Raw genomic sequence first — 21,216 nt, 5'->3', positions numbered from 1 at the left:
ATTATTGTTTGCCGGTTTCAACGCGCCCGTCTGGTGCGGGCGTTCTCGTCCTCGGCATCCTTCCTTCGCTGGCGCGACAGGGCCGAGACGATGTTCTGTTCGGTGAGATCCATGAGCTTGTGCATGGCCTGGCGCGCGCCGTCCGGATTGCGCGCCCAGATCTCGTCAAGCACCGCGCGATGATAGGGCAGGCTCTTTCGCGGCGCGCCCGGATTGGTCGTCGACAGGTTGAACGACATCCGCAAGGCTGCTGCGACCGTCGCGCCGAAGGCGATCAGAAAGTCGTTGCCCGTTGCGATCAGGATGCCGCGGTGAAACTGCAAGTCGGGCTCGGCATAGGCGAGCCGGTCCATGCCGGCCGCGTCCATGCCGCGATAGGCGCGTTCGATCCGGGCAAAATCCTCATCGGTGCCGCGCATCGCGCAGATCGCGCAGGCCTCGGGCTCGACGATGCGGCGGACCTCCATGATCTGCTTGGCGAACTCCTGCGTCGGCAGCGCCGACAGCGTCCAGTTCAGCAGCTCCTCGTCGAGCATGTTCCAGTCGAAGCGCGCGCGGACATGCGTGCCGGCCTTCTGCTTCGAGGCGATCAATCCCTTCGCCTTCAACAGCGATAGCGATTCGCGGATCGAGGCGCGGCTGACGTTGAAGCGCGAGGCCAGTTCGACCTCGCGCGGCAAGATCGTGCCCTCGCGCCACACTCCGGTCAGGATCAGTCGTGCCACCTCGCGGGCCACCTGGGCGCTCGCCTGCGGATTATCGCTGCTGTCGGTCTTGGCCACGATGAACCCGGTTCCGAGAAGTTAAATGTCTGATTTATTTCAGGTGCTGACGACGCGGCGACAGAATGCCGGCCGTCACATACAAGATAATCCCATGGCGGCAGGTTTGACAAGAATTATTATGTCAGACATATTTTCTCCCAGATCAACGCCGCGCGGGACAAAACCATCGTGACAAAGCCCCACATCGTCCTGGTCATGACTGATCAGCAACGCTTCGACACGATCGCGGCGACCGGCCACCCCTATATGAAGACGCCGAATCTCGATCGGCTGGTGCGTGAGGGCGTCTATTTCGACAATTGCTTCATCAACGCGCCGAGCTGCGTTCCCTCGCGCGCGGCGCTGTTCTCCGGCCTCTATCCGCACGCCTCGGGCGTGCTGAAGAACGGGCAGCACTGGCAGAAGACGTGGGTCACCAATCTGGCGGAGGCCGGCTATCACTGCGTCAATGTCGGCAAGATGCACACGATCCCCTACGATGCGAAGGCCGGCTTCCACGAGCGTTTCGTCGTCGAGAACAAGGATCGCTTCTTCGAGGGCCGCTGGTTCGCCGACGAGCTCGACAAGGCCTTTGCCGCCCACAAGCTGACAAAGCCGTCGCGTGCCGGCTATCGCAGCCTGCCGGATTATGGCGATCGCATGGGCGCGTTCACCTGGGAGATGCCGAAATCGCTGCATCCGGACATCTTCGTCGCGGAGACCGCGATGTGGTGGCTCGAGACCCGACCCAAGCCCGAGGCGCTGTTCATGCAGATCGGCCTGCCCGGACCGCATCCGCCCTATGATCCGCTGCCGGACTATCTGGAACATTACCTCGCGCGCAACGACCTTCCGGTGCCGCAGCCGACCGAGGCCGAGATCGAGGGGCTGCCGGCCTATCTGAAGGAGAAGCGTCGCCACGACACCGAAGTTGACCATGACGCGGTGTCATGGAAGCTCGCGCCGACGCACGACGAGATGCGGCGCCTGCGCGCGCATTATTATGCCAACGTCACCATGATCGACGAGCAGATCGGCCGTCTCCTGCAAACGCTGGAAGACAGGGGCTATCTCGACAATTGCGTCGTCATCTTCATGTCGGACCACGGCGACAATCTCGGCGAGCACGGCCTCAGCCAGAAATGGTCGATGTACGAGCCCGTCACCCGCATCCCGCTGCTGGTCTGGTCACCGGGACGGTTCACCGGCGGGCGCCGAATTGCCGGGAAGTGCCAGCTGTTCGATCTCGCCCCGACCATTCTGGATCTCGCCGGCGCACAGCATCCGAAGCCGTTCCAGGCCCGCAGCCTGCTTCCGGCGCTGAGGGGCGAGGAGTGGGCCGGCCGTGGCTTCGTGTTCAGCGAGCAGGCCGGCGACGTCGCCATGACCGGCGCAAGGCTGATCACCATGGTGCGTGACGACAGGTGGAAGGTCGTGTTCATTCACGGCGCCGAGGACGGACAGCTGTTCGATCTCGCGACCGATCCGCTCGAACGGCACAATCTCTTCGGCATGCCCGAGCACGCCGGAATCATCAGCCGTCTGAAGGATGCCTTCATCGACTGGCGCCAGAACAGCCTGCTCGAGACGATGGATCTGAACGCGGCCGCACGCTGATGCCTATGAATCGTCGGCGTCACGCCCGTGCCATCTCAACGCCGGCGCCGAGACGTCGGGCAGGCCCAGCAGGTTGATCGCGCGGCAGGCGATCTGGTCGACGATGTCGGCCATCGACTGCGGCTTCAGGTAGAAGGCCGGCAGCGGTGGCGCGATGATTGCGCCGATCTCGGTCGCCTGGAGCATCGCGCGGAGATGTCCGAGATGCAGCGGGCTTTCGCGGACCAGGAGCACCAGACGCCGCCGCTCCTTGAGCTGCACGTCGGCCGCGCGCACGAAGAGATTGTCCAGATGTCCCCAGGCGATGGCCGACAGCGTGCGGATCGAGCACGGCGCCACGATCATGCCGCTGACCGGAAACGAGCCGCTGGCGATGCTGGCGCCGATGTCGGCAGGATCATGGTCGTGGAAGGCAAGGGCGCGCAGCCGGTGCAGCGCGCCGGCGCCGACCTCCTCGGTGAGCGTGCGCTCGGCCGCCGGTGAGATCACGAGATGCACCGCACAGTGCGGATTCTCCGCCAGCCGCTCGACGATGCGCATGCCGATGGCCGCGCCCGAAGCGCCGCTGATGCCGACGACCACGCCATGCCGCGCGCTCATGCGGTCTCGCGCAGTTGAGGTCCAGCCATTGCGCCGAGGCCGAGCGCCGGCCACATCTTGTCGACCCTGGCGACCACGGCTGGATCCATCATCAGGGGCTCGCCCCAGGCCCGCTCCGTCTCGGGCGGAATCTTGGTGGTGGCATCGATTCCGAGCTTGCCGCCGAGGCCGGATTTCGGCGAGGCGAAATCGAGATAGTCGATCGGCGTGTCCGAGAGCGTGACGAGGTCGCGCGAGCTGTCGCTGCGGGTCGCGACCGCCCACATCACGGCGCGCCAGTCGCGGATGTCGATGTCATCGTCGACCACGATCAACAGCTTGGTGTAGCTGAACTGCGGCAGCATCGACCACAAGCCCAACATCAGCCGTCGTGCCTGGCCGGGATAACGCTTCCTGATGGAAGCAATCGCGACCCGGTAGGAGCAGGCCTCGGGCGGCAGCCAGCAGTCGGCCACCTCGGGGAATTGCTGCCGGATCAGCGGCACGAACAGCCGGTTCAATGCTTCGCCGATCCGGGACGGCTCGTCCGGCGGGCGGCCGGTGAAGGTCGAGAGATAGATCGGCTGTCGGCGCGACGTGATGGCGGTGACCCGAAGCACGGGAAAGGCTTCGACCGAATTGTAGTAGCCGGTGTGATCGCCATAGGGGCCCTCGGCGGCCGTCTCGGTTGCCGAGACGAGACCCTCGATGACGATCTCGGCCGCGGAGGGGACCGCGAGAGGAATCGTCAGGCACGGCGTCAGCTCGGGCCGCTCGCCGCGCAGGATACCTGCGAAGCGCAGCTCGGATATCGTCTCCGGCAGCGGCAGCACGGCGGCGAGGATCGTCGCGGGGTCGGCTCCGATGACGATCGCGACCGGCATGTCGCGCCCCAGTGCCTTCCATTGCTGGTGATGCCGGGCGCCGCCGCGATGGGCGAGCCAGCGGATGATCGCGCGGTCGCGACCGAGGATCTGCATGCGGTAGACGCCGACATTCTCTTCCTGGTCCGCGACGGGCGATTCCGGCGGCGCGGTGATGACCAGCGGCCAGGTGATCAAGGGTGCAGGCTCGCCCGGCCAGCAGATCTGCGCCGGCAGTTTTGCTAGATCAATGTCCTCGCCCATCGCCACGCGATCCTGCACTGGCGCCGCAGGGCGCGACCGTGGCCGCGTGGCAAGCGCGGCGCGGGCCAGCGGCAGCTTGCGCCATGCATCCCGGACGCCATGCGGAGGACGCGGCGCGCGCAACTCGGCCAGCAATGCGCCGAGCTCTTCGAGCCGATCCGGCGTGATGCCCATGCCCCAGGCGGTCCGCTCCACCGTGCCGAACAGATTGGTCAGCAACGGCATTTCGGATGGAGCGCCGTCGGCCCTGACCGGGCGTTCGAACAATAGTGCAGGGCCGTGTTCGCCGATCACGCGCCGGTGGATCTCGGTGATCTCATGGACCACGGAAACCGGTTCGCGAATGCGTCGCAGCTGTCCCTTGCCTTCGAGGAAGTGCAGGAAGTCGGATAGTTCGCCGAAGCGCGGAACGTCACGTTGCAAGCGAACGGTCTCCTGAAAAAGCAGAAGCTAGCCGGCGTGATTTCGATCTTCATTGTTCCCGCTCAAATACATTTGCGCACAATCGGATCAGATGACGGGATGAGTCATTCGTCCGTCGCGTCCGGTTCGTTGCCGACAATCCCGCCACTTCTCGCCCTGGCGATACGTCCGTTGCCGCTGCTGCCGTTGCAATTCGCCCTCGGTGGCTTCCTCGCGCGGATATTGAGGCGCAATCCCGGACTGCTCGACCGGCTCGGACCACATCGCCGCGCACGGTTCGGGATCAGGCCGGTCGACCTGCCGTTCGCCTTCATCGTCGAGGCCGCGCCGCCGCTTCTGTCGGTGGTGCGCGAGCTGCCGCAAAGCCTGGATGCCTATGTCTCTGCCTCGCTCGCCAACCTGCTTGCTCTGGTCGAGGGCAGGGTCGACGGCGACGCGCTGATGTTTTCGCGTCAGCTCGGAATCGAAGGCGACATGGAGGCGGTGCTGGCCTTGCGCAATGCGATCGACGATGCGCGGCTCGATCTCGCCACGGAGCTGGCGTCCCTGTTCGGTCCGTTGGGCGAGCCGGTGAGGCGCTCATTCGAGGCCGCGCGGGACAGGCTGACCGGCTCGCCGCAGGAGCAGAGGTGATGGAGCTGATCTGTCCCGCCGGCACGCCGGCCGCGCTGCGCAGCGCCATCGATGCGGGGGCGGACGCCGTCTATTGCGGCTTCAACGACGAGACCAATGCGCGCAATTTTCCGGGCCTGAACTTCAGCCGCGACGAGCTGCGCAAGGGAATCGCGTTCGCCCATGAACGCGGCGCGCGCATCCTCGTCGCCATCAATACCTTTCCGCGGGCGTCGTCCGTGACGCTCTGGCAGCGCGCCGTGGACGATGCCGTCGATGCCGGAGCCGACGCGCTGATCGTCGCCGATATCGGGCTCATGGATTACGTCGCCAAGAGTCATCCGGGTCAGCGCCTTCATGTTTCGGTGCAGGCCGCCGCCGCAAATCCCGATGCCATCGCGTTCTATGTCGAGACGTTCGGGGCGCGCCGCGTCGTGTTGCCACGCGTGCTCAGCGTTGCGGAGATCGCCGAAATCACCCGCGAGACGACGTGCGAGACAGAAGTGTTCGTGTTCGGCGGCCTTTGCGTGATGGCCGAGGGGCGCTGCTCGCTGTCGTCCTATGCGACCGGCAAATCGCCGAACATGCAGGGCGTCTGCTCGCCGGCGAGCCATGTGGCCTATGAGGAGACCGCGCAGGGAACGACGTCCCGGCTTGGCGGCTTCACCATCAACCGCTTCGCCCCGCAGGAGGCCGCGGGCTATCCGACCCTCTGCAAGGGGCGGTTTTCCACCGTGCATGGCGACGGCTACATCTTCGAGGACCCGGTCAGCCTCGATGCCACGACGCTGCTCGGGGGATTGCGAAGCGCCGGCGTTGCCGCCCTGAAGATCGAGGGGCGTCAGCGCGGACGGGCCTATATCGAGAGCGTGGTCCGTCACTTCCGCCGCGCACTCGATACAATCGAGCAGGGGGGCGAAGCGGACATCGTGAGCCTGCGGCCCTTCACTGAAGGCCAGGCCTCTACGCTCGGCGCCTATCGCAAGACATGGCGATGATTAATGGCGATGATCGCAACCGATGGCGACCGGCCATCAATGAGAGAAGCCCCGATGCAGCTGAGTCTCGGCCCGGTCCTCTACAATTGGGCGCCGGAACGCTGGCGCGATTTCTACTTCCGGATTGCCGACGAGGCGCCGGTCGATGTCGTATCCGTAGGCGAGGTCGTCTGCTCGAAACGCTCGCCGTTCTTCGCGGAGCACCTGCCTGATGTGATCGAACGGCTCCAGCGTGCCGGCAAACAGGTCCTGCTGGGTTCGCTGATCCTGGTGTCGCTGCGGCGCGAACGGCGTCAGACCGAGGAGCTCTGTGCGGCTGACGGCGCATTGGTCGAGGTGAACGATCTGACCTGCCTCCGCTCGATCAAGGGCCGGCCGCATGCGATCGGGCCCTACGTCAACATCTACAACGAGACCAGCGCGGCCTTTCACGTCCGGCAAGGCGCAGCGCGCATCTGCCTGCCGCCGGAATTGCCGATCTCGTCAGCGGCGGTGATTGCCGCGGCGGTGCCCCAGGCCGTGATCGAGATCTTCGCCTTCGGCCGGGTGCCACTGGCGATCTCCGCCCGTTGCTACCATGCGCGGCTTCACAAGCTGTCCAAGGACAATTGCCGCTTCGTCTGCGAAAAAGACCCGGACGGGCTCGCGTTGAAGACGCTGGACCAGCAGGAGTTCCTCACGATCAACGGCGTCCAGACCTTGTCGCATGCCTGCACCAATCTCGTCGGAGACGTCCCTGCATTGCGTGAGGCGAGAATCAGCTCGCTGCGCCTGTCGCCGCAGGATTGCGACATGGTGGGTGTTGCCAGAATCTTTCGCGATGTGCTCGACGGACGCAACTCAGCCGAAAGCGCAAGCCGCCGCTTGTCCGATCTTTACCCGGGCGTCGCCTTTGCCAACGGCTTTCTTCGCGGCAAGCCCGGCTTTTCCTTCGCGTGACGTCGCGTCCTGCAAAGCAAGGGGGCGGCTTACGCGGGCCTGCCCTTTACCGCGCCTACCACGGCGATGAATAGTTGCGCACATCATCCCCAGGGTCGTCCTGGCGAAGGCCAGGACCCATACCGCGTGATCCCTCGATTGTGAGCGCTCGCAGTACCGAGCAGCCGGTCTTCGCCAAACTACTCCTCCCTGGGGTAATGGGTCCTGGCTTTCGCCAGGACGACGCCGGCGCTGGCGGTCGGCGCCATTAGCTGACCAGATATTTGGCGACTGCCGCCTCGTCCCACGCAATCCCGTTGCCGGGCTCCTCGCTTGGAAGCGCAAAACCGTCCTTGATCGTTAGCCGCGTCGACAGCACCGCGTCGGCCCAGTCGACATATTCCAGCCAATGCGCGGTCGGCGTCACGCACAAGAGATGCGCGCTCACTTCAGAGAATAGGTGCGTCGACATCTCGATGCCGGCGGCATGCGCCAGCGCCGCGGCACGCAGCCAGCCGGTGACGCCGCCGATGCGTTGGACATCAGGCATGACGTAGTCGCAGGCTTCCGCGGAGAGTGCCGCCTGCATCGAGAATGCGCTGTCGAAATTCTCGCCGATCTGGACCGGCGTGCGCAGCGCGTCCGCAATGCGGGCGCAGCCCTCATAGTCGTCGTGGCGGATCGGCTCCTCGATCCAGGTGAGGCCCTCGTCGTCGAGCATCTCGCCGCGGCGAATGGCTTCCGTGACCGTCAGCGCCTGATTGTAGTCGCACATCAGCGTCACCTGATCGCCGACGGCCTTGCGCACCGCGCGCACGACGGCGAGATCCTCCCGCGCATCGGGGCGGCCGACGCGGATCTTTGCCGCCCGAAAACCCTCGGCCAGCAGCTTGTGCGCCTCCTCGACTGCCGCGCCCGCCGGCATGATGCCGAGCCCCTTCGAATTGTAGGCCCTGACCGGCTTTGGCGCGCCGCCGAGCAGGCGCGCCAGCGGCAGGCCGCGTGCGCGAGCGAGTGCGTCCCATGCCGCCATGTCGATGCCGGATTGCGCCAGCCGTTGCAGGCCGGCGAGCCCCAGCAGCGTGAAACGCTGGGCCAGCTTGCGCTCGATCTCGAGCGGCAGCAGCTCGTCGCCGGCGACGAGCTCCGACATTTCGGTGACCATGGCCGTCAGCGGCTTCAAGGCAGACGGCGTGATCGAGAACAGATAAGCATGCCCGCGCACGCCCTGGTCGGTCTCGCAGTCGATCAGCACCAGCGGCGCCTTGGCGACCGCCCCGGTCGAGGTCTGGAGCGGCAGGTTCATCGGCACGATTACGGGCCGCGCCTGGAAGCGCTTGATGCGGATGGTCTCGGTCATGGGTCTCTCCCGGCGCAGCGGATGCAGGTCGGCGCCGATCTTAAGCATCCGTGATCAAACGAAAAGGTGCTTGGCCGCCGGCAGCGGGCTGTCGCTTCTCTCGCTGCTGCGCCGCCAGGCGCGCCGCATCAAGCTCGAATCTCGGCCCTGCCGTGGTGAAGGCGTGAGGGCGTGCGTAGCCTTCGCTCCTCCAGAGAGAGTGCGCCATGTGGCGCTCCTTACCCTCCCCTTCCAGGGGAGGGTAAGCGCCCAGCTCTCACCGCGGCACACCAAGGTAAACTCACCTTGCCGCGCCTTCGGTGAACGCTGTCTCGATCACCTCACCAAAAGGCTGCCAGGAACGGCCGTCGAACTGGACGAGCCGCATCTGCTTGATCGGCAGATAGTTGCTCGGCGAGGTATTCATCCTGATGTTGGGCAGCGCGACGGAGGGGTGATAACCCTTAAGCGAAGCCGCCTGACGCATGATGTTGTCACGCGAGAAGTCGTCGCCGCATTGCTTCAGCACCTGCGCCAGCGCCTCGGCCGCGGCGTAGCCGTAGAGCGCGGCGCTGCTGTTGGTGCTTTCGGCCTGATGGTATTTGTCCATGAAGGCGAACCAGTCCTTCATGGCGGCATCGTCCTTCCATGCGGGATCGCTCGGATCCTTCAGAAAGGCCGCGGAGATCACGCCGGCGGAGTTCTCGAGGCCCGCGGGCGCCATCGCATTGGCGATCGACGCCGAGGCATCGTTGACGATGAAGACCGGATGCCAATTGAGTGAGGCCGCCAGCTTGATCACCTTGGATGCCGTCGACGGCACGCCGAGAAAGACGAAGATGTCGGCGCCCGCGCGCTTGAGGATCGAGACGTGTCCGTCGAGATGTTCGTCGGCGATGTCGAAGGCGATGTCGACGAGGACATGACGGTTGAGGTCGCCAAGGCCTTCCTGGATGCCCTTGTAGAGCATGCGGCCGAACTGGTCGTTCTGCCAGAGCACCACGATCTTCTTCCGGGGATAATAGGCCTGGATGTAGTTGGCGTAGATGCGCCCCTCCGACCGGAACGACGGCTGCCAGCCCATGGTCCAGGGAAACGCGCTTGGCTGGCTCAGCTCCTCGTCGCCGGAGGCGGCGAACAGCTGCGGGATTCTCTTCTCGTTCAGATACCAGCGCGTGGCGAGATTGCCGGGCGTGCCGAACGATCCGAACATCAGGTGCACGTCCTCGGTCTCGACCAGATTGCGCGTCAGCTCCAGCGCCGTCGCGGGATCGGAATTGTCGTCGCGCGTGATGAAGCGGATCTTGCGGCCGTTGATGCCGCCACGCGCGTTGATCATGTCGAAATAGGCGGCCTCCGCTTGGCCGATGGCGCCGAACTCCGAGAGCGGTCCCGAATACGGCATGACATTGCCGATGCGGATTTCCTTGTCGGTCGTGGGTTGTTCCGCATGTTGCAGGGACATCGCCCCAAGCGAAGCCAAAGCAACGATCAAAACGAACAGCAGCCTGCCGGTGACGCGCATGCTCGACACCTTGATGTTGGCCCCCGAAACGGTCGGCTCAATCCCCACCAAGGCTGGTTGATGTAGGTCAAGCCTTTGTCAATCGTGTGGCTTGATCGCCGGGTTTGATGTTGCAGAGCATTGAGCCAAAACGGCAGGTGTGTTGACGCGCCGCGAGTCCTTTCGCTGCTGGAAAGCGCGCTGGCATCGCTCAAGCCGGCGTGAGGCCGATCGGGCTTGCCGGATTGAGCCCCCGTTGTGATCGCGAGGAAGGTCGCCCCCTCTCCCGCTTGCGGGAGAGGGCTGGGGAGAGGGTGTTTCCGCAACGGGACAATCCTCCAGAGGAGAAAGCCCTCACCCGCGCCTTCGGCGCGACCTCTCCCGCAAGCGGGAGAGGTGAGGAGACCCCGGCTCTATAGCCCCACTGCCGTCAGGCCCGCTACGGCAGCCCCCGCGCCTCGAGCTGATGCACCAGCAGCAGTGTCGGCTCGGCGAGGCTGTCGCCGGAGCCGTCCAGGCCAAAGGCGCTCGCGATGCCGTCGCGGCTGCGCAGCAGCGTGCTGCGCGGACAATGGCCGGCGCCGCAGAGCGTCTTCTTCAGTGTCTCGCCTTGCGCGACGACGCCGGCGGAATCGTCCGCGGCCCAAGCCAGCAGGATCGGCACGTCGACATTGAGGATGCCGGGGAAGACCGATCGCTTGTTATATTGGCTGGCGTCGCTACCGAGATAGGCCTTCTCGCTGTCGCTCGCGTCCTTGCCCGCGCGGTAGATGCCGGACACCAGGACGACGGCGGCGACATCGGCGCGGTCGGCCTGAAGCTCGGGATGCGCCAGCAGGGACGCGACATGGAAGGCGCCGGCGCCGTAGCCGACCGCGACGATCTCGCGGGCATCGCCGTTGAACAAGTCGATATTGCCGTTAACCCAGGACAGCGCCGCCGCGACGTCGCTCGCGCCAGCCGGCCAGGGCGCCGAAGGTGCCAGGCGATAGTTGACGCGCACCCCGATCATGTCGTTGCGCGCGGCAAAGCACATCGCCTGGTCCTGGATCTGCCGGGCCAGCTCCGGCGCCGCGCGGTCGCCGGTGAAGGTGTCGCCGGCCACGAACAGCAGCACCGGCCGGGGCGTATCCGCCTTGGTCGCGCTGGTCGCGACATCGAGCACATTGGCTTCGCTCTCGCCGTAGCGCAGGCCGCGCGAGAAAGTGACCTGCTCGCACAGCCGCGCGGTGCCGCCGGCAGTCGTGTCGGAATCGGTGAGGCCCACTTGCACGAGATCGGACGGCGGCGACAGCCTGGCCGGCAAAGGTCCATGCGCGGAGGCCGTGGTCATGGTCAAAAGCAGGAAAAATGCCAGATAATTCTTCATCGTCGTGCCGGCCTTGCGGGCCTCATATTGGCTCGCCGGTTTGGCCTGTCTTTTCAATTCGCCTCATTAGTCAGCTGGCCTTGAGGCGAATTCACGGCACCTTTGATCGGCACGTGGCCGCTTTTGCAACGCAAGTTCGCGGCCCCGGACGATTGCGCCGCGCGGCTTTTTTATTGCGATCCGTCAAGGCGTTGCCCGGCGTCGTCCAGCCTCGCGCCGGAAACGGCTTTCTACTGTGCATGGGGTTGTTTTCGCAGTTTTTGTTTTGGACGGCCGGCACAGCACGTGCCGGACGCCGCCCGGTGGCAGCTCGGCGATTGCCCTCAAAGGCGCCGAACTGGAAGCGCTGGAGCGGCAATGCTGCGATGCGGCCGATCAAGTCCTGCTCGACCGCGGCATCGATAAGATTTCCTCGCACGTCCGTGATGGAACCTAATGGCGACTGGTGCGACTTACATATGACGCGGGAAGTAACGTGCGAGGCTGTCATGGCAGAGAAGCATACCGCCGATCCGGCAGAGATCATGCGGGCGACCGGTCATCCTGAGCTGGAATATGCCGCCGGCTGGACCATCGCCGGTCTCGTCACCATCGCCGCCATCGTCGCCGCCTGGGTGTTCGCCATTTAGGCAGCTGGAAACTGGAGCTCGAAGACCGCGCCCTCGTCGGTCGGCTTGAGCCTGATTGAGCCGCCATGGCTCGCCATCACCGCGCGTGCGATCGCCAGCCCCATCCCGGTGCCGCCCTGGTCGCGGCGGGTGGTGAAGAAGGCATCGAAAATCCTGTCGCGGTTGGGCGCCGAGATCGGCTCGCCGTCATTGCTCACCGTCAGCAGCAGGGTCGTGCGCTCGAAGGTCGCCTCCAGCCTGATCGTCCTCGCCTTGTGCCGCACCGCATTGTCGGCGAGATGCGACAGCACGATCAGCGCCTTCTCGCCGGACATGCCGATCGCGCGGTCGAGGCTGCCGCTGGCCGATATCGCGCTTTCCGGAAACCGGCTTTGGAGATCGGCAATCACGGGCGCAAGCTCGGTGCGCTCGTTCTGCGGCAGGCTTTCGGCGCGGGCGAGCTCGCGCAGCCGCTGCGCCATTGCCTCCAGCCGCTGGGTGTCGGACAGGATGTTGGTGATGAACGTCGTCTGCTCGGCCGGCGTCAGGCTGCCCGATTTGCCCTGAAGTGAATCCTGCAGCAGCTCGGCCGCGCCCTTGATGGATGTCAGCGGCGATTTCAGCTCGTGGGTGAGGTGGGCCGAGAACGTCGCGATATAGTCCGAGCGACGCGCGAGCTGCTCGGCCATGCCGAGGAAGCTGTGCGAGAGCTGGGCGAATTCGCGCGTGCCGTAATGCCGCAGCGGCCGGAACGCCTCGCGGTCGCCGCGGCCAATTCTGGCGGCGCGGTCGATCAGCTCGCGCATCGGCAGCGTGATGGTGCGCGAGAAGACGAGGCCGATCGCGATCGTGCCGAGGACCACGGCGAGCCCCGCCAGCACGAACTTCGCCCGCTCCTGGTAGAGATGGTCAAAAATGTTGCTCGGCGTCCGCGTGGTGTAGATCACCCCGGCGACGCGGTTGTTGACCATGACGGGCATCGCCGAGAACACATGCACGCCAAGACCGCGGCTGAAGGAATAGATCGGCGGCGGCGGCTTGTCCGGCACGCGGTTACGCAAGGTGGCGCGGTATTGCCCTTGCAGCGCATCCGCGACCTCCTCGATGTGGGCGAGCGACTGCCCGACCTCCTGCCGCCCGGCGATCACCACGCCCTGCGGATCGAGGATGCGAAAGCCCGCCAGCGTCACCTTCTGGGTCTCGCGCAAGATCGGCGTCAGTTTTGCGCCGATCTCGACATAGGCCTGCTCCGCCGCCCGGGGAGCGGCCTGCGCATCCGGCCGCCGCCGCAACAAATCATTGGCGGTGAGGTCGAGCGCGGGACGGATCGGCGTGACCTGGTCGCCGGGATCGGGCAGCACGCCCGGCGGCACCTCGGCGCCGAGCGTCAGGCCGCTGTCGAGCCTTGCAATGACTTCCTGAGCATAGATCGTCGCGAGCACGCGGCTCTGCGCGATCAGCTCGGCCTGGGTCTGGCGGATGAGCTGGTTGTCGTAGAGGCGGAAGAAGAACAGGCCAACCAGCGGCAGCACGGCGACGGTGGTCAGCACCGTAAAGATGACGAGCCCAAGCGACGGCCGCCATTTGTCGGGCGCTGAGCTCATGCCTCTTTCTCGCAGCGACCGAGCTTGAAGCCGACGCCGTGGATGGTCTCGATGACGTTCTCGCAATTCAGCGCCGCCAGCTTAGCGCGGATGTTGCGGATGTGGCTGTCGATGGTGCGGTCGGAGACCTGGATGTTGAGCTGGTAGGCCGCCCGCATCAGCTGCTCGCGGCTGAACACCGAGGTCGGCCGGGTCAGGAAGGCGCGCAGGATGCCGAACTCGATCGCCGTTAGTTTCAGCGGCGTGCCGGCGAAGGTCGCGACATGCTGCTCGGGATCGATCAGGAGGCCGCCTTGCGACAGTGCGGCCGGACTTGCCTTGGCCTCGCCATTGCGCGGGCTGAGCCGGCGCAGGATCACATTGACCCGTGCCACCAGCTCGCGCGGGCTGAACGGCTTCGTCACGTAATCGTCGCCGCCGATCTCGAGGCCAAGGATGCGGTCGATCTCCTCGTCACGCGCCGACAGGAAGAGGATCGGCACGTCGGAGCTCTTGCGCACCTCGCGGCAGACGTCGAGGCCGTCGAATTCCGGCATGCCGATGTCGAGCACGATCAGGTCGGGCCTGTCGGCGGCGAAGCGGGCGAGCGCCTCCTTGCCGTCGCGCGCTTCGATCACGTCCATGCCGGCCTTCCTGAGGGCGACACGGATGACCTCGCGGATGTGGCCTTCGTCGTCGACGATGAGAATGCGATGCGCCAAGAACTTCTCCGCTAGCTCGTCAGCCTGCCGGTTGGCTGCCGGACTGAGCTTTCGCCTGGGCGTCCAGCCTGCGCTGGAGCCGCCAGTTGCGAAAACCCCAGCTTCGCCAGGCCAGATCCTGGCGCTGCTGTTCTACAAGGCGGTCGCGGCGCGACACAAGGCAGCTCTCGGGGGTGCCAGACCGCAGCAAGATGGCCTTGTCGATGGCGGGCAGCGCCTGCGGCCCGAGCGTCAGGAGATAGTTGATGTCGATCTGCACGCCTTGACCTGATGCTTCTCGGCTGTGGGCGACATTGTAGTCGGCAATGAAGGCATCGAAGTTCACGAGCGAGCAACCATAGAGCACGATCGCGAGCGCGATCAGATTGACGCCGACGAGCCATTGGTTGGACCGGTTGAGGGCGATGCGGGCCACGATCAGGACCAGTCCGAGCGCGACCAGCCCCATCCAGATGAAGGCCGCGATGCGCCAGTAAGTCAGCGTGTAGATGTCCACGTAGAGCTCGAGGCGCAGGATGGAGGAGGCGACGAGCAGCACGTTCTGGCCCACCCAGAGATAGACCAGCGGCCGGATCACCTTCGATTTCTCGGCCGGCCCGCCCGGCCGCATCGCCACCAGCACGAAGGCGGCGGCGAGCAGCGCGGTTACGATCAGCGGATAGGCGCCGCGATGGGCGTACCACGCATAGGTCAAATTGTCAGGCAGCGCCACGTGGCCCCAGAGATAGATGCTGTCGAGAATGGACTGTGCCGCGAACAGCAGGTTGAAGAGGATCAGCGAGCGCAGGATGGTGGAGGGACCGAGAAATTCCGCCGAGACTTGGGACGGGAGCGGCGGCGGCACGGGACCATCGGCAACGGTCGTGGTGACAATCGTCTTGCGCCGCCAGCGCACATGAATGAACGGCCAGACCAGCGCCAGCATCAAGGCCCAGAACAGCACGCGCGGGATGCTGACAAATTGGAGGATGAGTTTCGGATTGAGCAGGGACACCCATTGCTCGATGACCGGATTGGCTGCTGCGAACAGCGCGACGAAGACGGTGCCGAGCGCTGCCGGCAGCAGCCACAGCGCGATGCCGCGGGTGAACGCCGACATGTTGAATATCTGCAGGGCGTCCGGAAAGAACCTGAAGGGACCGAGCAGGACGAAGTTGCGTAGCGCGCGAGCACGGTCACCGAGCCCCGTCGTCTCCGGGCTGGTTGTAAGCAATAGTGCGGTGAGCAGCGCCGCGACGAGGATCAAGAACGAAAGCGTGTTGAGCTCCTCGATCGCCGGTACCAGGCCAGCAACGAGAATGACGGCGGCGATCAACGCGCGCCGCGGATCCAGCGCGGCATGATTGAAGAGCATCGATACGCAGGCCGTCGCGATCGCAAAGAGCGTCAGCGACAGCCCGATCCGTTCGCCGTAGAACAGCCAGTCGGCCAGTGCATCCAGCGCCAGCGTGCAGCCAAGCTTGGTCGCAATCGAGGAATGCCTGATCGGCTGGAGGTCCGCTGCTATCGTCGAAGCCAGGCTCGTCATGTCCAAGAGACCTTTCGTGGATGTGGCATCACGAAGTCTGAACGATGCTTGTGCAGAAGCCGCGATCATCGTCTGCACGGTTTCAGGAGTCTTTTGCAGTTTTCGTGCAGGCGCGCGTTTGCCGCTCGTATAGCGCAAATCGCTTTGATAGGTGCGAAGCATTTGCCACTCGCACGTGATGCATCATGCGATTGATCCGCCGCATCGGTCTCATCCTGCTCTGGCTTGCCGCACCTCTTGCCGCATTCGTGGCCGCGAACAAGAACGATCCTTATCTGCTCGTGCTACGTGGCGCCGGAAACATCGCGCTTGTCGTCGCAAGCATCATGATCGTCATCGTCCTGCTGCGCAGAGGGCGCTGGCGCAGCATCGCCGGCAAGCTGCTCGTCATGCTCTGGTGCCTGCCGCCACTGTTGATGTCTGCTGCGCATCTGAAATTCGAGCTGCGCAAGCACGATGTCCTCGCCGCGAGCCCCGCTGAGGCGCGACAGCTCGGGCCTCACTTCATGGTCGGCTATTCGTCGTTTCCAGAAGTTGCACGCCTCGCCGAGCAAGGATTGGTCGGCGGCGTCTACGTTACGCGCCACAACATCCGGGGACGGACGGTCGAGGCGTTGCGTGCCGAGATAACGGCGCTCCAGGATATCAGGCGCGCCGCCGGCCTGCCGCCGCTGGTCGTCGCCGCGGACCAGGAGGGCGGCATCGTGGGACATCTCGCGCCGCCGCTGACGAAGGTGCCTGCGCTGGCGACGCTCAGCGGGCTCGCGCCCGACGACCAGCAGGCCAAAGCCGAAGAGTTCGGCCGTATCCACGGGCGCGAGCTCGCGGGCCTCGGCGTCAATCTCAATCTCGCGCCGGTGCTCGACCTGAAGCCGCCGACGAGGCGCAACCGCCTCGATTTCCACACGCTGATCGGCCAACGCGCGATTGCGACCGATCCCGCTGTCGTCAGCACGATCGCGAGCGCCTATGTGCGCGGGCTGGAGGAGTCGGGCGTCGGTGCCACGCTGAAGCATTTTCCCGGCATTGGCCGCGTCCGCACCGACACCCATCATTTCAGCGCCAACCTCGATGCGCCGGTGAAGGAGCTGGAAGCAACGGACTGGCTCCCATTTCGCGAGGTGCTATCGCATTCGCGCAGCGCGCTCATGGTCGGTCATGTCACGCTCACGGCCGTCGATTCCGATCGCGCCGCCTCGCATTCGAAACGCGTCGTCGAAGGGATCACCCGCGACACCTGGAACTACCAGGGCGTGGTGATGACCGACGATCTCGTCATGGGCGCGATCTACCAACACGACGTCTGCAAGTCCGTGGTCGAGGCGATCAATGCCGGCGTCGATCTGCTGCTGGTTGCCTATGACGGTGCGCAGTTCTACCGCGTCTTCGCCTGCGCGCTGGACGGATTGCGGCAGGGCAAGCTCGACGTGGCGATGCTGCGCGCGAGCGCGGCGCGGCTGGAAAGAGGCTCCCCACCCGAGCAGGCGCGAGCCGCCTTACTCGCCAGAAGTACACTTGAGATAGCGCGTGCCGCCTCGCGCGCGAGTGGCGATTGAACGCGGCGTGCATCCGCGCCAGGCAACCGAGATGGCTGAGCTCTTTGCGCGGCGAGGGGTGTTACGGCGTCACCGCGCCGCGTTCGACCGCGCGCGGGGCCGTCAGCTTCTTCCAGGTCGAATTGGCCAGATGTACCGGCGAAAATGGCGGCCGCTCGACATAACGGCCGTCGCCAGCCTCGGCGCGCAAGCTCCCATCCTTCCACGCGATGCGGCCGCGCGACAGCGTCGCCGCCGGTCCGCCGATGCAGGAAAAGCCTTCGAACACGTTGTAATCGATCCGGCTCATCTGCCGCTTGGCGCTGATGGTCCTGGTCGCCTTGGGATCCCACACTACGATGTCGGCATCCGAACCGACGGTGACAGCACCTTTCCGCGGATAGATGTTGAGGATGCGGGCGATGTTCGCCGAGGTCACCGCGACGAATTCCTCCTTGGTCAGCCGCCCGGTGGCGACGCCCGCGGTCCATAGCAGTGCGAGGCGGTCTTCGAGGCCGCCGGTGCCGTTCGGGATCTTTCTGAAGTCGCCGAGGCCGAACCGTTTCTGCGCGGTGGTGAAGGCGCAATGGTCGGTCGCGACCACCTGGAGCGAGCCGGCTTGCAGGCCGGCCCACAGGCTGTCCTGATGCGATCTGTCGCGGAAAGGCGGTGACATCACGCGCTGCGCGGAATGATCCCAGTCCTTGTTCTGATATTCATCCGCGTCGAGCAATAGGTGCTGGATCAGTGGTTCGCCATAGACGCGCCTTCCGGCCGCGCGTGCCCGCGCGATCGCCTCATGCGCCTCGCGGCAGCTGGTGTGCACGATGTAGACCGGCGTGCCCGTCATGTCCGCGATCATGATGGCGCGGTTGGTGGCTTCGCCCTCGACCTCCGGCGGCCGTGAGTAAGCGTGGCCTTCGGGGCCGGTGACGCCGCGCGCGATCAAGGCCTCCTGCATCAGGGCGACGACGTCACCATTCTCGGCATGGACCACCGGCATGGCACCCAGATGAGCGCAGCGCGCGAACGAGTTGTAGAGCTCGTCGTCATTCACCATCAGCGCGCCCTTGTAGGCCATGAAATGCTTGAAGGTGTTGATGCCGTAGGTTTTGACCACGGTCTTCATCTCGTCATGGATCTGCTTCGACCACGACGTCACGGCCATGTGGAAACCGTAGTCGGAGGCCGCCTTCTCGGATTTGCGGCGCCAGTCCTGATAGGCGGCAAGCATCGACTGGCCGGGATCGGGCAGGCAGAAATCCACCACCATGGTGGTGCCGCCGGCGAGCGCCGCCTTGGTGCCCGATTCGAAATCGTCGGCGGTGACGGTGCCCATGAACGGCATTTCGAGATGGGTATGCGGGTCGATGCCACCAGGGATGACGTAGGCGCCGCCGGCGTCGATCACTTCAGTGCCCGTGGGCGCATCGAGCGAGGCCCCGATCGCGACGATGGTCCCGCCGTCGATCAGCACGTCCGCGCGGCGCGAATGATCGTGATTGACGACGGTGCCGCCGCGGACGAGGAGGGGCATGGAGGGCTCCGGGAGAGAGGTGAGGGGACGTCTCGCTGCGAAGGCTAGGCGCGGCGACAGCGATGCGACAGGCGAAATTTTAGTCAGCCTCCGCCGATGCTTTCGCCGCGCTGTCCCTACTCTGCGTGGGCGACCAGCCCATCCAGCATTGCGCGCACGAGGCCTGCGATTTCCTTGCGTAGTTCCGGCAGCGGCACGGCGACCAACTTCTGTTCCAACCCCAGCGCCACCATGCCATGGACCGCCGAGAACAGGCTGCGCGCGGTGATGCTCAACTCCTCCGGACTGCGCTTTGGAAGCAGCGCGGCCAGCGGCTGGTAGATGTGGCGGAACAGCTGCATCTGGTCATGGATCGACCAGTCGGGGACGACCTTGTCGGCCTCCATGCGGTGCTCGAACAGCGCGCGCCAGAGCTGGAGATTTTCGGCGGCGAAATCGCAATAGGCGATGGCAATGCGAACCAGCGCCTCCTGGGGCGACGGCTCGCCAACGCCCTCCGCCGCGCTGAGCGCCTCGTCGAGCCGAAGCAGCGTGCGCGAGCCGACGCGCAGGATCAATTCGTCGACATCGGCCACAAGATTATAGACCGCGCCATTGGCGCAGCCGATCTCGCGGGCAAGATCGCGTGTCTTCAGGCCCGCCAATCCTCGTTCAGCGATCATCCGCTCCGCCGCCAGGATCAGATCGGCTCGAAGTTTCTCTCGACGTTCCAAGGCCTTAGACATCTATTTACTGATTCGTGAACATCGTTCAAAAATATCTTGAGCGTTGCTCAAGATATGCTACAAAGCATCCGTGAGCGATGCTCATAACAGGGAGAAACAAATGTTCAAGACCGTAGTGACGCTTTTCCGCGGCAGCGTGGCCGCTGCGGGCGAGGAACTGGAAGACCGGACTGCTCTTCTGATCCTCGATCAGCAGATGCGTGATGCGGCCGCGGCCGTCGAGCGCAGCAAGCGCACGCTGGCGCTGGCGATCGCGCAGGACCAGCAGGAGGGCCGCAAGCTCGAAGCGACGAATGCCCGCATCGCCGACCTCGAGACCCGTGCCGTTGCGGCGCTCGACGGCGGCCGCGAAGACCTCGCCAAGGATGCCGCTGAAGCCATCGCGGGCTTAGAGGCTGATCGCGATGCGGCAATGACGGCGCGCGCGCTGTTCGCGACCGAGATCGCGCGGCTGAGGCGCCACGTCGCCAGCGCGCAGGCCCGCATCACCGAGCTCGACCGCGGCCGCCGTATTGCCCGCGCCTCGGAAGCGGTGCGCTCGCTTCGTCGCGGCGGCATCGAGGCTGCACGTCCCTACGAATCCACGCTGCCGGAGGCGGAGGGCACGTTGAGGCGTCTGCGCGAGCGGCAGATGGAAGCCCAGGCCGCCGACGATGCCCTGGTCGAGCTCGACGCGGCCACCGGTCCGCTCGCCACCGCCGAGAGACTCGCCGAACAGGGCTTTGGCCCCCGGCTCAAGACGACCGCGGACGATGTGCTGGCGCGGTTGAAGTCCAAGCGCATGCCGACTGCCTGATCTCACATCCAATCTCTCGAACCCAATCATCATTCGAACCAACAGGAGACCATCATGAACCAGAACGGCCAGCCCCACAGCAGCGCCTGGGTGAGCTTCACTTACGCGTCCTTCGCAGCCTCCGCCTTCCTCGTCGCCATCGGCATCTTCTTCCTGCCGATCGACCTCTGGATGAAGGGCTATCTCACCATGGGCATCGTCATGCTGATCCAGACCTGCATCACGCTGACCAAGACTGTGCGCGACAATCACGAGAGCAGCCGTCTCGTGAACCGCATCGAGGACGCCAAGGCCGAGCGGCTGCTGATGGAAGTGTCCAAGGCGGCTTGAGGAGACCAGAGCGGGAAAGGAGCGCTCTACGCAGGGCGGCTGATGCCGAGCATCCGCCGCCCGCCGTATTTCCGGTCATTTGCCACAATCGCGGCATCGTCTGCGAAATGCAGTCGAGCCGTCATGGCAGGGCGTTGCGCCCATATGTTGCCGAGAGCCTTCTCGTGCATACCGAGGACTGGCACGTGATTGTCGAGGTCAGAGCAGGCTTTGCCGATTGTGATTTGAACGCAGGTGCGATATGGCTCTCGCGCTTTCCAGAGCCGGAGATGAGCTTTGTCAAAACAGTCCCTGCGTGAGGAGGCCGAGCGCCTGATCCGCGAATCGATGGAAAAGAAGACCATCGTCGTCAAGCAGGGCACCACCCGCATCGAGGCCGTCTGCGGCAAGTGCGGCGCGCCGAACCGGGTGCAGGCGGAAAAGGGCCAGACCCGCGTCAAGTTCGCCTGCAAGAATTGCGGGCACAAGCAGGAGACGCTGTAGAGTCGTTCGCCCGAACTTGCCGTGCGCGAAGACTCTAACCCCTCATCCTGAGGAGCCCGCTGAGCGGGCGTCTCGAAGGATAGAGGCCGAGCTGCGGCAGCGGGGCCTGCATGGTTCGA

The 21,216-nt window shown here is 65.0% G+C and carries 21 protein-coding genes; 9 read left to right on the top strand and 12 right to left on the bottom strand.

The annotated features are described in order from the left end of the window. Positions 1-17: 17 nt before the first annotated feature. On the bottom strand, positions 18-782 hold the full coding sequence (locus tag AAE027_RS26520; RefSeq protein WP_370986424.1) for a FadR/GntR family transcriptional regulator: 765 nt from the start codon (positions 780-782) through the stop codon (positions 18-20). A 171-nt stretch (positions 783-953) separates the two neighbouring features. Between AAE027_RS26520 and AAE027_RS26515 the strand changes: the two genes are divergently transcribed. After that, the gene (locus AAE027_RS26515) at positions 954-2,381 is read left to right on the top strand and encodes a sulfatase family protein (protein WP_370986423.1); all 1,428 of its coding nucleotides are present in this window, start codon (positions 954-956) and stop codon (positions 2,379-2,381) included. 3 nt (positions 2,382-2,384) lie between these two features. Here the strand turns inward: AAE027_RS26515 and AAE027_RS26510 are convergent, their stop codons facing one another. Beyond that, positions 2,385-2,981: a UbiX family flavin prenyltransferase gene (locus tag AAE027_RS26510; protein ID WP_370986422.1), complete on the bottom strand. Its 597-nt coding sequence runs from the start codon at positions 2,979-2,981 to the stop codon at positions 2,385-2,387. Further along, positions 2,978-4,510 carry a UbiD family decarboxylase gene (locus AAE027_RS26505; protein ID WP_370986421.1) on the bottom strand — a complete coding sequence of 511 codons (1,533 nt, stop codon included), beginning with the start codon at positions 4,508-4,510 and terminating at the stop codon, positions 2,978-2,980. The genes AAE027_RS26510 and AAE027_RS26505 overlap by 4 nt, the downstream gene beginning before the upstream one ends. A 99-nt stretch (positions 4,511-4,609) precedes the next feature. Between AAE027_RS26505 and ubiT the strand changes: the two genes are divergently transcribed. From ubiT to ubiV, 3 genes are read left to right on the top strand one after another with little or no spacing between them, the layout of a single operon-like run. Then, positions 4,610-5,143 (top strand): ubiquinone anaerobic biosynthesis accessory factor UbiT, encoded by a 534-nt coding sequence (gene ubiT, locus AAE027_RS26500; RefSeq protein ID WP_370986420.1) that lies wholly within the window; start codon positions 4,610-4,612, stop codon positions 5,141-5,143. Beyond that, positions 5,143-6,120 (top strand): ubiquinone anaerobic biosynthesis protein UbiU, encoded by a 978-nt coding sequence (gene ubiU, locus AAE027_RS26495; RefSeq protein WP_370986419.1) that lies wholly within the window; start codon positions 5,143-5,145, stop codon positions 6,118-6,120. The genes ubiT and ubiU overlap by 1 nt, the downstream gene beginning before the upstream one ends. A 54-nt stretch (positions 6,121-6,174) precedes the next feature. After that, positions 6,175-7,059 (top strand): ubiquinone anaerobic biosynthesis protein UbiV, encoded by an 885-nt coding sequence (gene ubiV, locus AAE027_RS26490; protein ID WP_370986417.1) that lies wholly within the window; start codon positions 6,175-6,177, stop codon positions 7,057-7,059. Between the two features lie 247 nt (positions 7,060-7,306). On the opposite strand, the gene AAE027_RS26485 is transcribed toward ubiV, so the two are convergent. The 4 genes from AAE027_RS26485 to AAE027_RS26470 all read right to left on the bottom strand — a co-directional run bounded on the left by AAE027_RS26485 (position 7,307) and on the right by AAE027_RS26470 (position 11,740). Beyond that, a complete protein-coding gene (locus AAE027_RS26485) occupies positions 7,307-8,398 on the bottom strand; it encodes an enolase C-terminal domain-like protein (protein WP_370986416.1) in 1,092 nt (363 codons plus the stop codon). Between the two features lie 280 nt (positions 8,399-8,678). Beyond that, positions 8,679-9,902: an ABC transporter substrate-binding protein gene (locus AAE027_RS26480; protein ID WP_370986415.1), complete on the bottom strand. Its 1,224-nt coding sequence runs from the start codon at positions 9,900-9,902 to the stop codon at positions 8,679-8,681. Positions 9,903-10,320: 418 nt separating this feature from the next. Then, entirely contained in the window at positions 10,321-11,250 is a 930-nt protein-coding gene (locus AAE027_RS26475; RefSeq protein WP_370986517.1) for an alpha/beta hydrolase, read from the bottom strand. Between the two features lie 91 nt (positions 11,251-11,341). Next, complete coding sequence (locus AAE027_RS26470) at positions 11,342-11,740, bottom strand: hypothetical protein (protein ID WP_370986414.1); 399 nt, start codon at positions 11,738-11,740, stop codon at positions 11,342-11,344. Between AAE027_RS26470 and AAE027_RS26465 the strand changes: the two genes are divergently transcribed. After that, positions 11,739-11,879, top strand: a complete 141-nt coding sequence (locus AAE027_RS26465) for a hypothetical protein (protein WP_164934688.1) — start codon at positions 11,739-11,741, stop codon at positions 11,877-11,879. The genes AAE027_RS26470 and AAE027_RS26465 overlap by 2 nt on opposite strands. Here the strand turns inward: AAE027_RS26465 and AAE027_RS26460 are convergent. From AAE027_RS26460 to AAE027_RS26450, 3 genes are read right to left on the bottom strand one after another with little or no spacing between them, the layout of a single operon-like run. After that, complete coding sequence (locus AAE027_RS26460; protein WP_370986413.1) at positions 11,876-13,462, bottom strand: ATP-binding protein; 1,587 nt, start codon at positions 13,460-13,462, stop codon at positions 11,876-11,878. The genes AAE027_RS26465 and AAE027_RS26460 overlap by 4 nt on opposite strands. After that, positions 13,459-14,163 (bottom strand): response regulator, encoded by a 705-nt coding sequence (locus AAE027_RS26455; RefSeq protein WP_370986412.1) that lies wholly within the window; start codon positions 14,161-14,163, stop codon positions 13,459-13,461. Before AAE027_RS26455 ends, AAE027_RS26460 begins: the two co-directional genes overlap by 4 nt. A 19-nt stretch (positions 14,164-14,182) precedes the next feature. Beyond that, positions 14,183-15,691 carry a DUF4153 domain-containing protein gene (locus AAE027_RS26450; RefSeq protein WP_370986411.1) on the bottom strand — a complete coding sequence of 503 codons (1,509 nt, stop codon included), beginning with the start codon at positions 15,689-15,691 and terminating at the stop codon, positions 14,183-14,185. A 185-nt stretch (positions 15,692-15,876) separates the two neighbouring features. On the opposite strand from AAE027_RS26450, the gene AAE027_RS26445 reads away from it, so the two are divergent. Then, complete coding sequence (locus AAE027_RS26445) at positions 15,877-17,247, top strand: glycoside hydrolase family 3 N-terminal domain-containing protein (protein WP_370986410.1); 1,371 nt, start codon at positions 15,877-15,879, stop codon at positions 17,245-17,247. Between the two features lie 61 nt (positions 17,248-17,308). On the opposite strand, the gene hydA is transcribed toward AAE027_RS26445, so the two are convergent. Both hydA and AAE027_RS26435 read right to left on the bottom strand, forming a co-directional pair. Further along, positions 17,309-18,763 (bottom strand): dihydropyrimidinase, encoded by a 1,455-nt coding sequence (gene hydA, locus AAE027_RS26440; protein ID WP_370986409.1) that lies wholly within the window; start codon positions 18,761-18,763, stop codon positions 17,309-17,311. 116 nt (positions 18,764-18,879) lie between these two features. Next, the gene (locus AAE027_RS26435; RefSeq protein WP_370986408.1) at positions 18,880-19,488 is read right to left on the bottom strand and encodes a TetR/AcrR family transcriptional regulator; all 609 of its coding nucleotides are present in this window, start codon (positions 19,486-19,488) and stop codon (positions 18,880-18,882) included. A 100-nt stretch (positions 19,489-19,588) separates the two neighbouring features. Between AAE027_RS26435 and AAE027_RS26430 the strand changes: the two genes are divergently transcribed. From AAE027_RS26430 to AAE027_RS26420, 3 genes are all read left to right on the top strand, one after another. Further along, positions 19,589-20,284, top strand: a complete 696-nt coding sequence (locus tag AAE027_RS26430) for a PspA/IM30 family protein (protein ID WP_370986407.1) — start codon at positions 19,589-19,591, stop codon at positions 20,282-20,284. A gap of 54 nt (positions 20,285-20,338) precedes the next feature. Then, a complete protein-coding gene (locus AAE027_RS26425) occupies positions 20,339-20,614 on the top strand; it encodes a YiaA/YiaB family inner membrane protein (RefSeq protein ID WP_061846546.1) in 276 nt (91 codons plus the stop codon). 276 nt (positions 20,615-20,890) lie between these two features. Continuing rightward, the gene (locus AAE027_RS26420; protein WP_025033895.1) at positions 20,891-21,097 is read left to right on the top strand and encodes a hypothetical protein; all 207 of its coding nucleotides are present in this window, start codon (positions 20,891-20,893) and stop codon (positions 21,095-21,097) included. The last annotated feature ends 119 nt before the right edge of the window (positions 21,098-21,216 follow it).

This window comes from Bradyrhizobium sp. DN3 (assembly GCF_041357655.1).
Lineage (GTDB): Bacteria > Pseudomonadota > Alphaproteobacteria > Rhizobiales > Xanthobacteraceae > Bradyrhizobium.
This window is presented reverse-complemented; position numbering and strand designations above follow the sequence as displayed.

Excerpts from the sequence above, each read along its gene's own strand:
- AAE027_RS26510 (WP_370986422.1), bottom strand. The coding sequence starts at position 2,981 with ATGAGCGCGCGGCATGGCGTGGTCGTCGGCATCAGCGGCGCTTCGGGC.
- ubiT (WP_370986420.1), top strand. The coding sequence starts at position 4,610 with ATGAGTCATTCGTCCGTCGCGTCCGGTTCGTTGCCGACAATCCCGCCA.
- ubiU (WP_370986419.1), top strand. The coding sequence starts at position 5,143 with ATGGAGCTGATCTGTCCCGCCGGCACGCCGGCCGCGCTGCGCAGCGCC.
- ubiV (WP_370986417.1), top strand. The coding sequence starts at position 6,175 with ATGCAGCTGAGTCTCGGCCCGGTCCTCTACAATTGGGCGCCGGAACGC.
- AAE027_RS26485 (WP_370986416.1), bottom strand. The coding sequence starts at position 8,398 with ATGACCGAGACCATCCGCATCAAGCGCTTCCAGGCGCGGCCCGTAATC.
- AAE027_RS26480 (WP_370986415.1), bottom strand. The coding sequence starts at position 9,902 with ATGCGCGTCACCGGCAGGCTGCTGTTCGTTTTGATCGTTGCTTTGGCT.
- AAE027_RS26475 (WP_370986517.1), bottom strand. The coding sequence starts at position 11,250 with ATGAAGAATTATCTGGCATTTTTCCTGCTTTTGACCATGACCACGGCC.
- AAE027_RS26465 (WP_164934688.1), top strand. The coding sequence starts at position 11,739 with ATGGCAGAGAAGCATACCGCCGATCCGGCAGAGATCATGCGGGCGACC.
- AAE027_RS26470 (WP_370986414.1), bottom strand. The coding sequence starts at position 11,740 with ATGACAGCCTCGCACGTTACTTCCCGCGTCATATGTAAGTCGCACCAG.
- AAE027_RS26460 (WP_370986413.1), bottom strand. The coding sequence starts at position 13,462 with ATGAGCTCAGCGCCCGACAAATGGCGGCCGTCGCTTGGGCTCGTCATC.
- AAE027_RS26450 (WP_370986411.1), bottom strand. The coding sequence starts at position 15,691 with ATGACGAGCCTGGCTTCGACGATAGCAGCGGACCTCCAGCCGATCAGG.
- AAE027_RS26445 (WP_370986410.1), top strand. The coding sequence starts at position 15,877 with ATGCGATTGATCCGCCGCATCGGTCTCATCCTGCTCTGGCTTGCCGCA.
- hydA (WP_370986409.1), bottom strand. The coding sequence starts at position 18,763 with ATGCCCCTCCTCGTCCGCGGCGGCACCGTCGTCAATCACGATCATTCG.
- AAE027_RS26435 (WP_370986408.1), bottom strand. The coding sequence starts at position 19,488 with ATGTCTAAGGCCTTGGAACGTCGAGAGAAACTTCGAGCCGATCTGATC.
- AAE027_RS26430 (WP_370986407.1), top strand. The coding sequence starts at position 19,589 with ATGTTCAAGACCGTAGTGACGCTTTTCCGCGGCAGCGTGGCCGCTGCG.
- AAE027_RS26425 (WP_061846546.1), top strand. The coding sequence starts at position 20,339 with ATGAACCAGAACGGCCAGCCCCACAGCAGCGCCTGGGTGAGCTTCACT.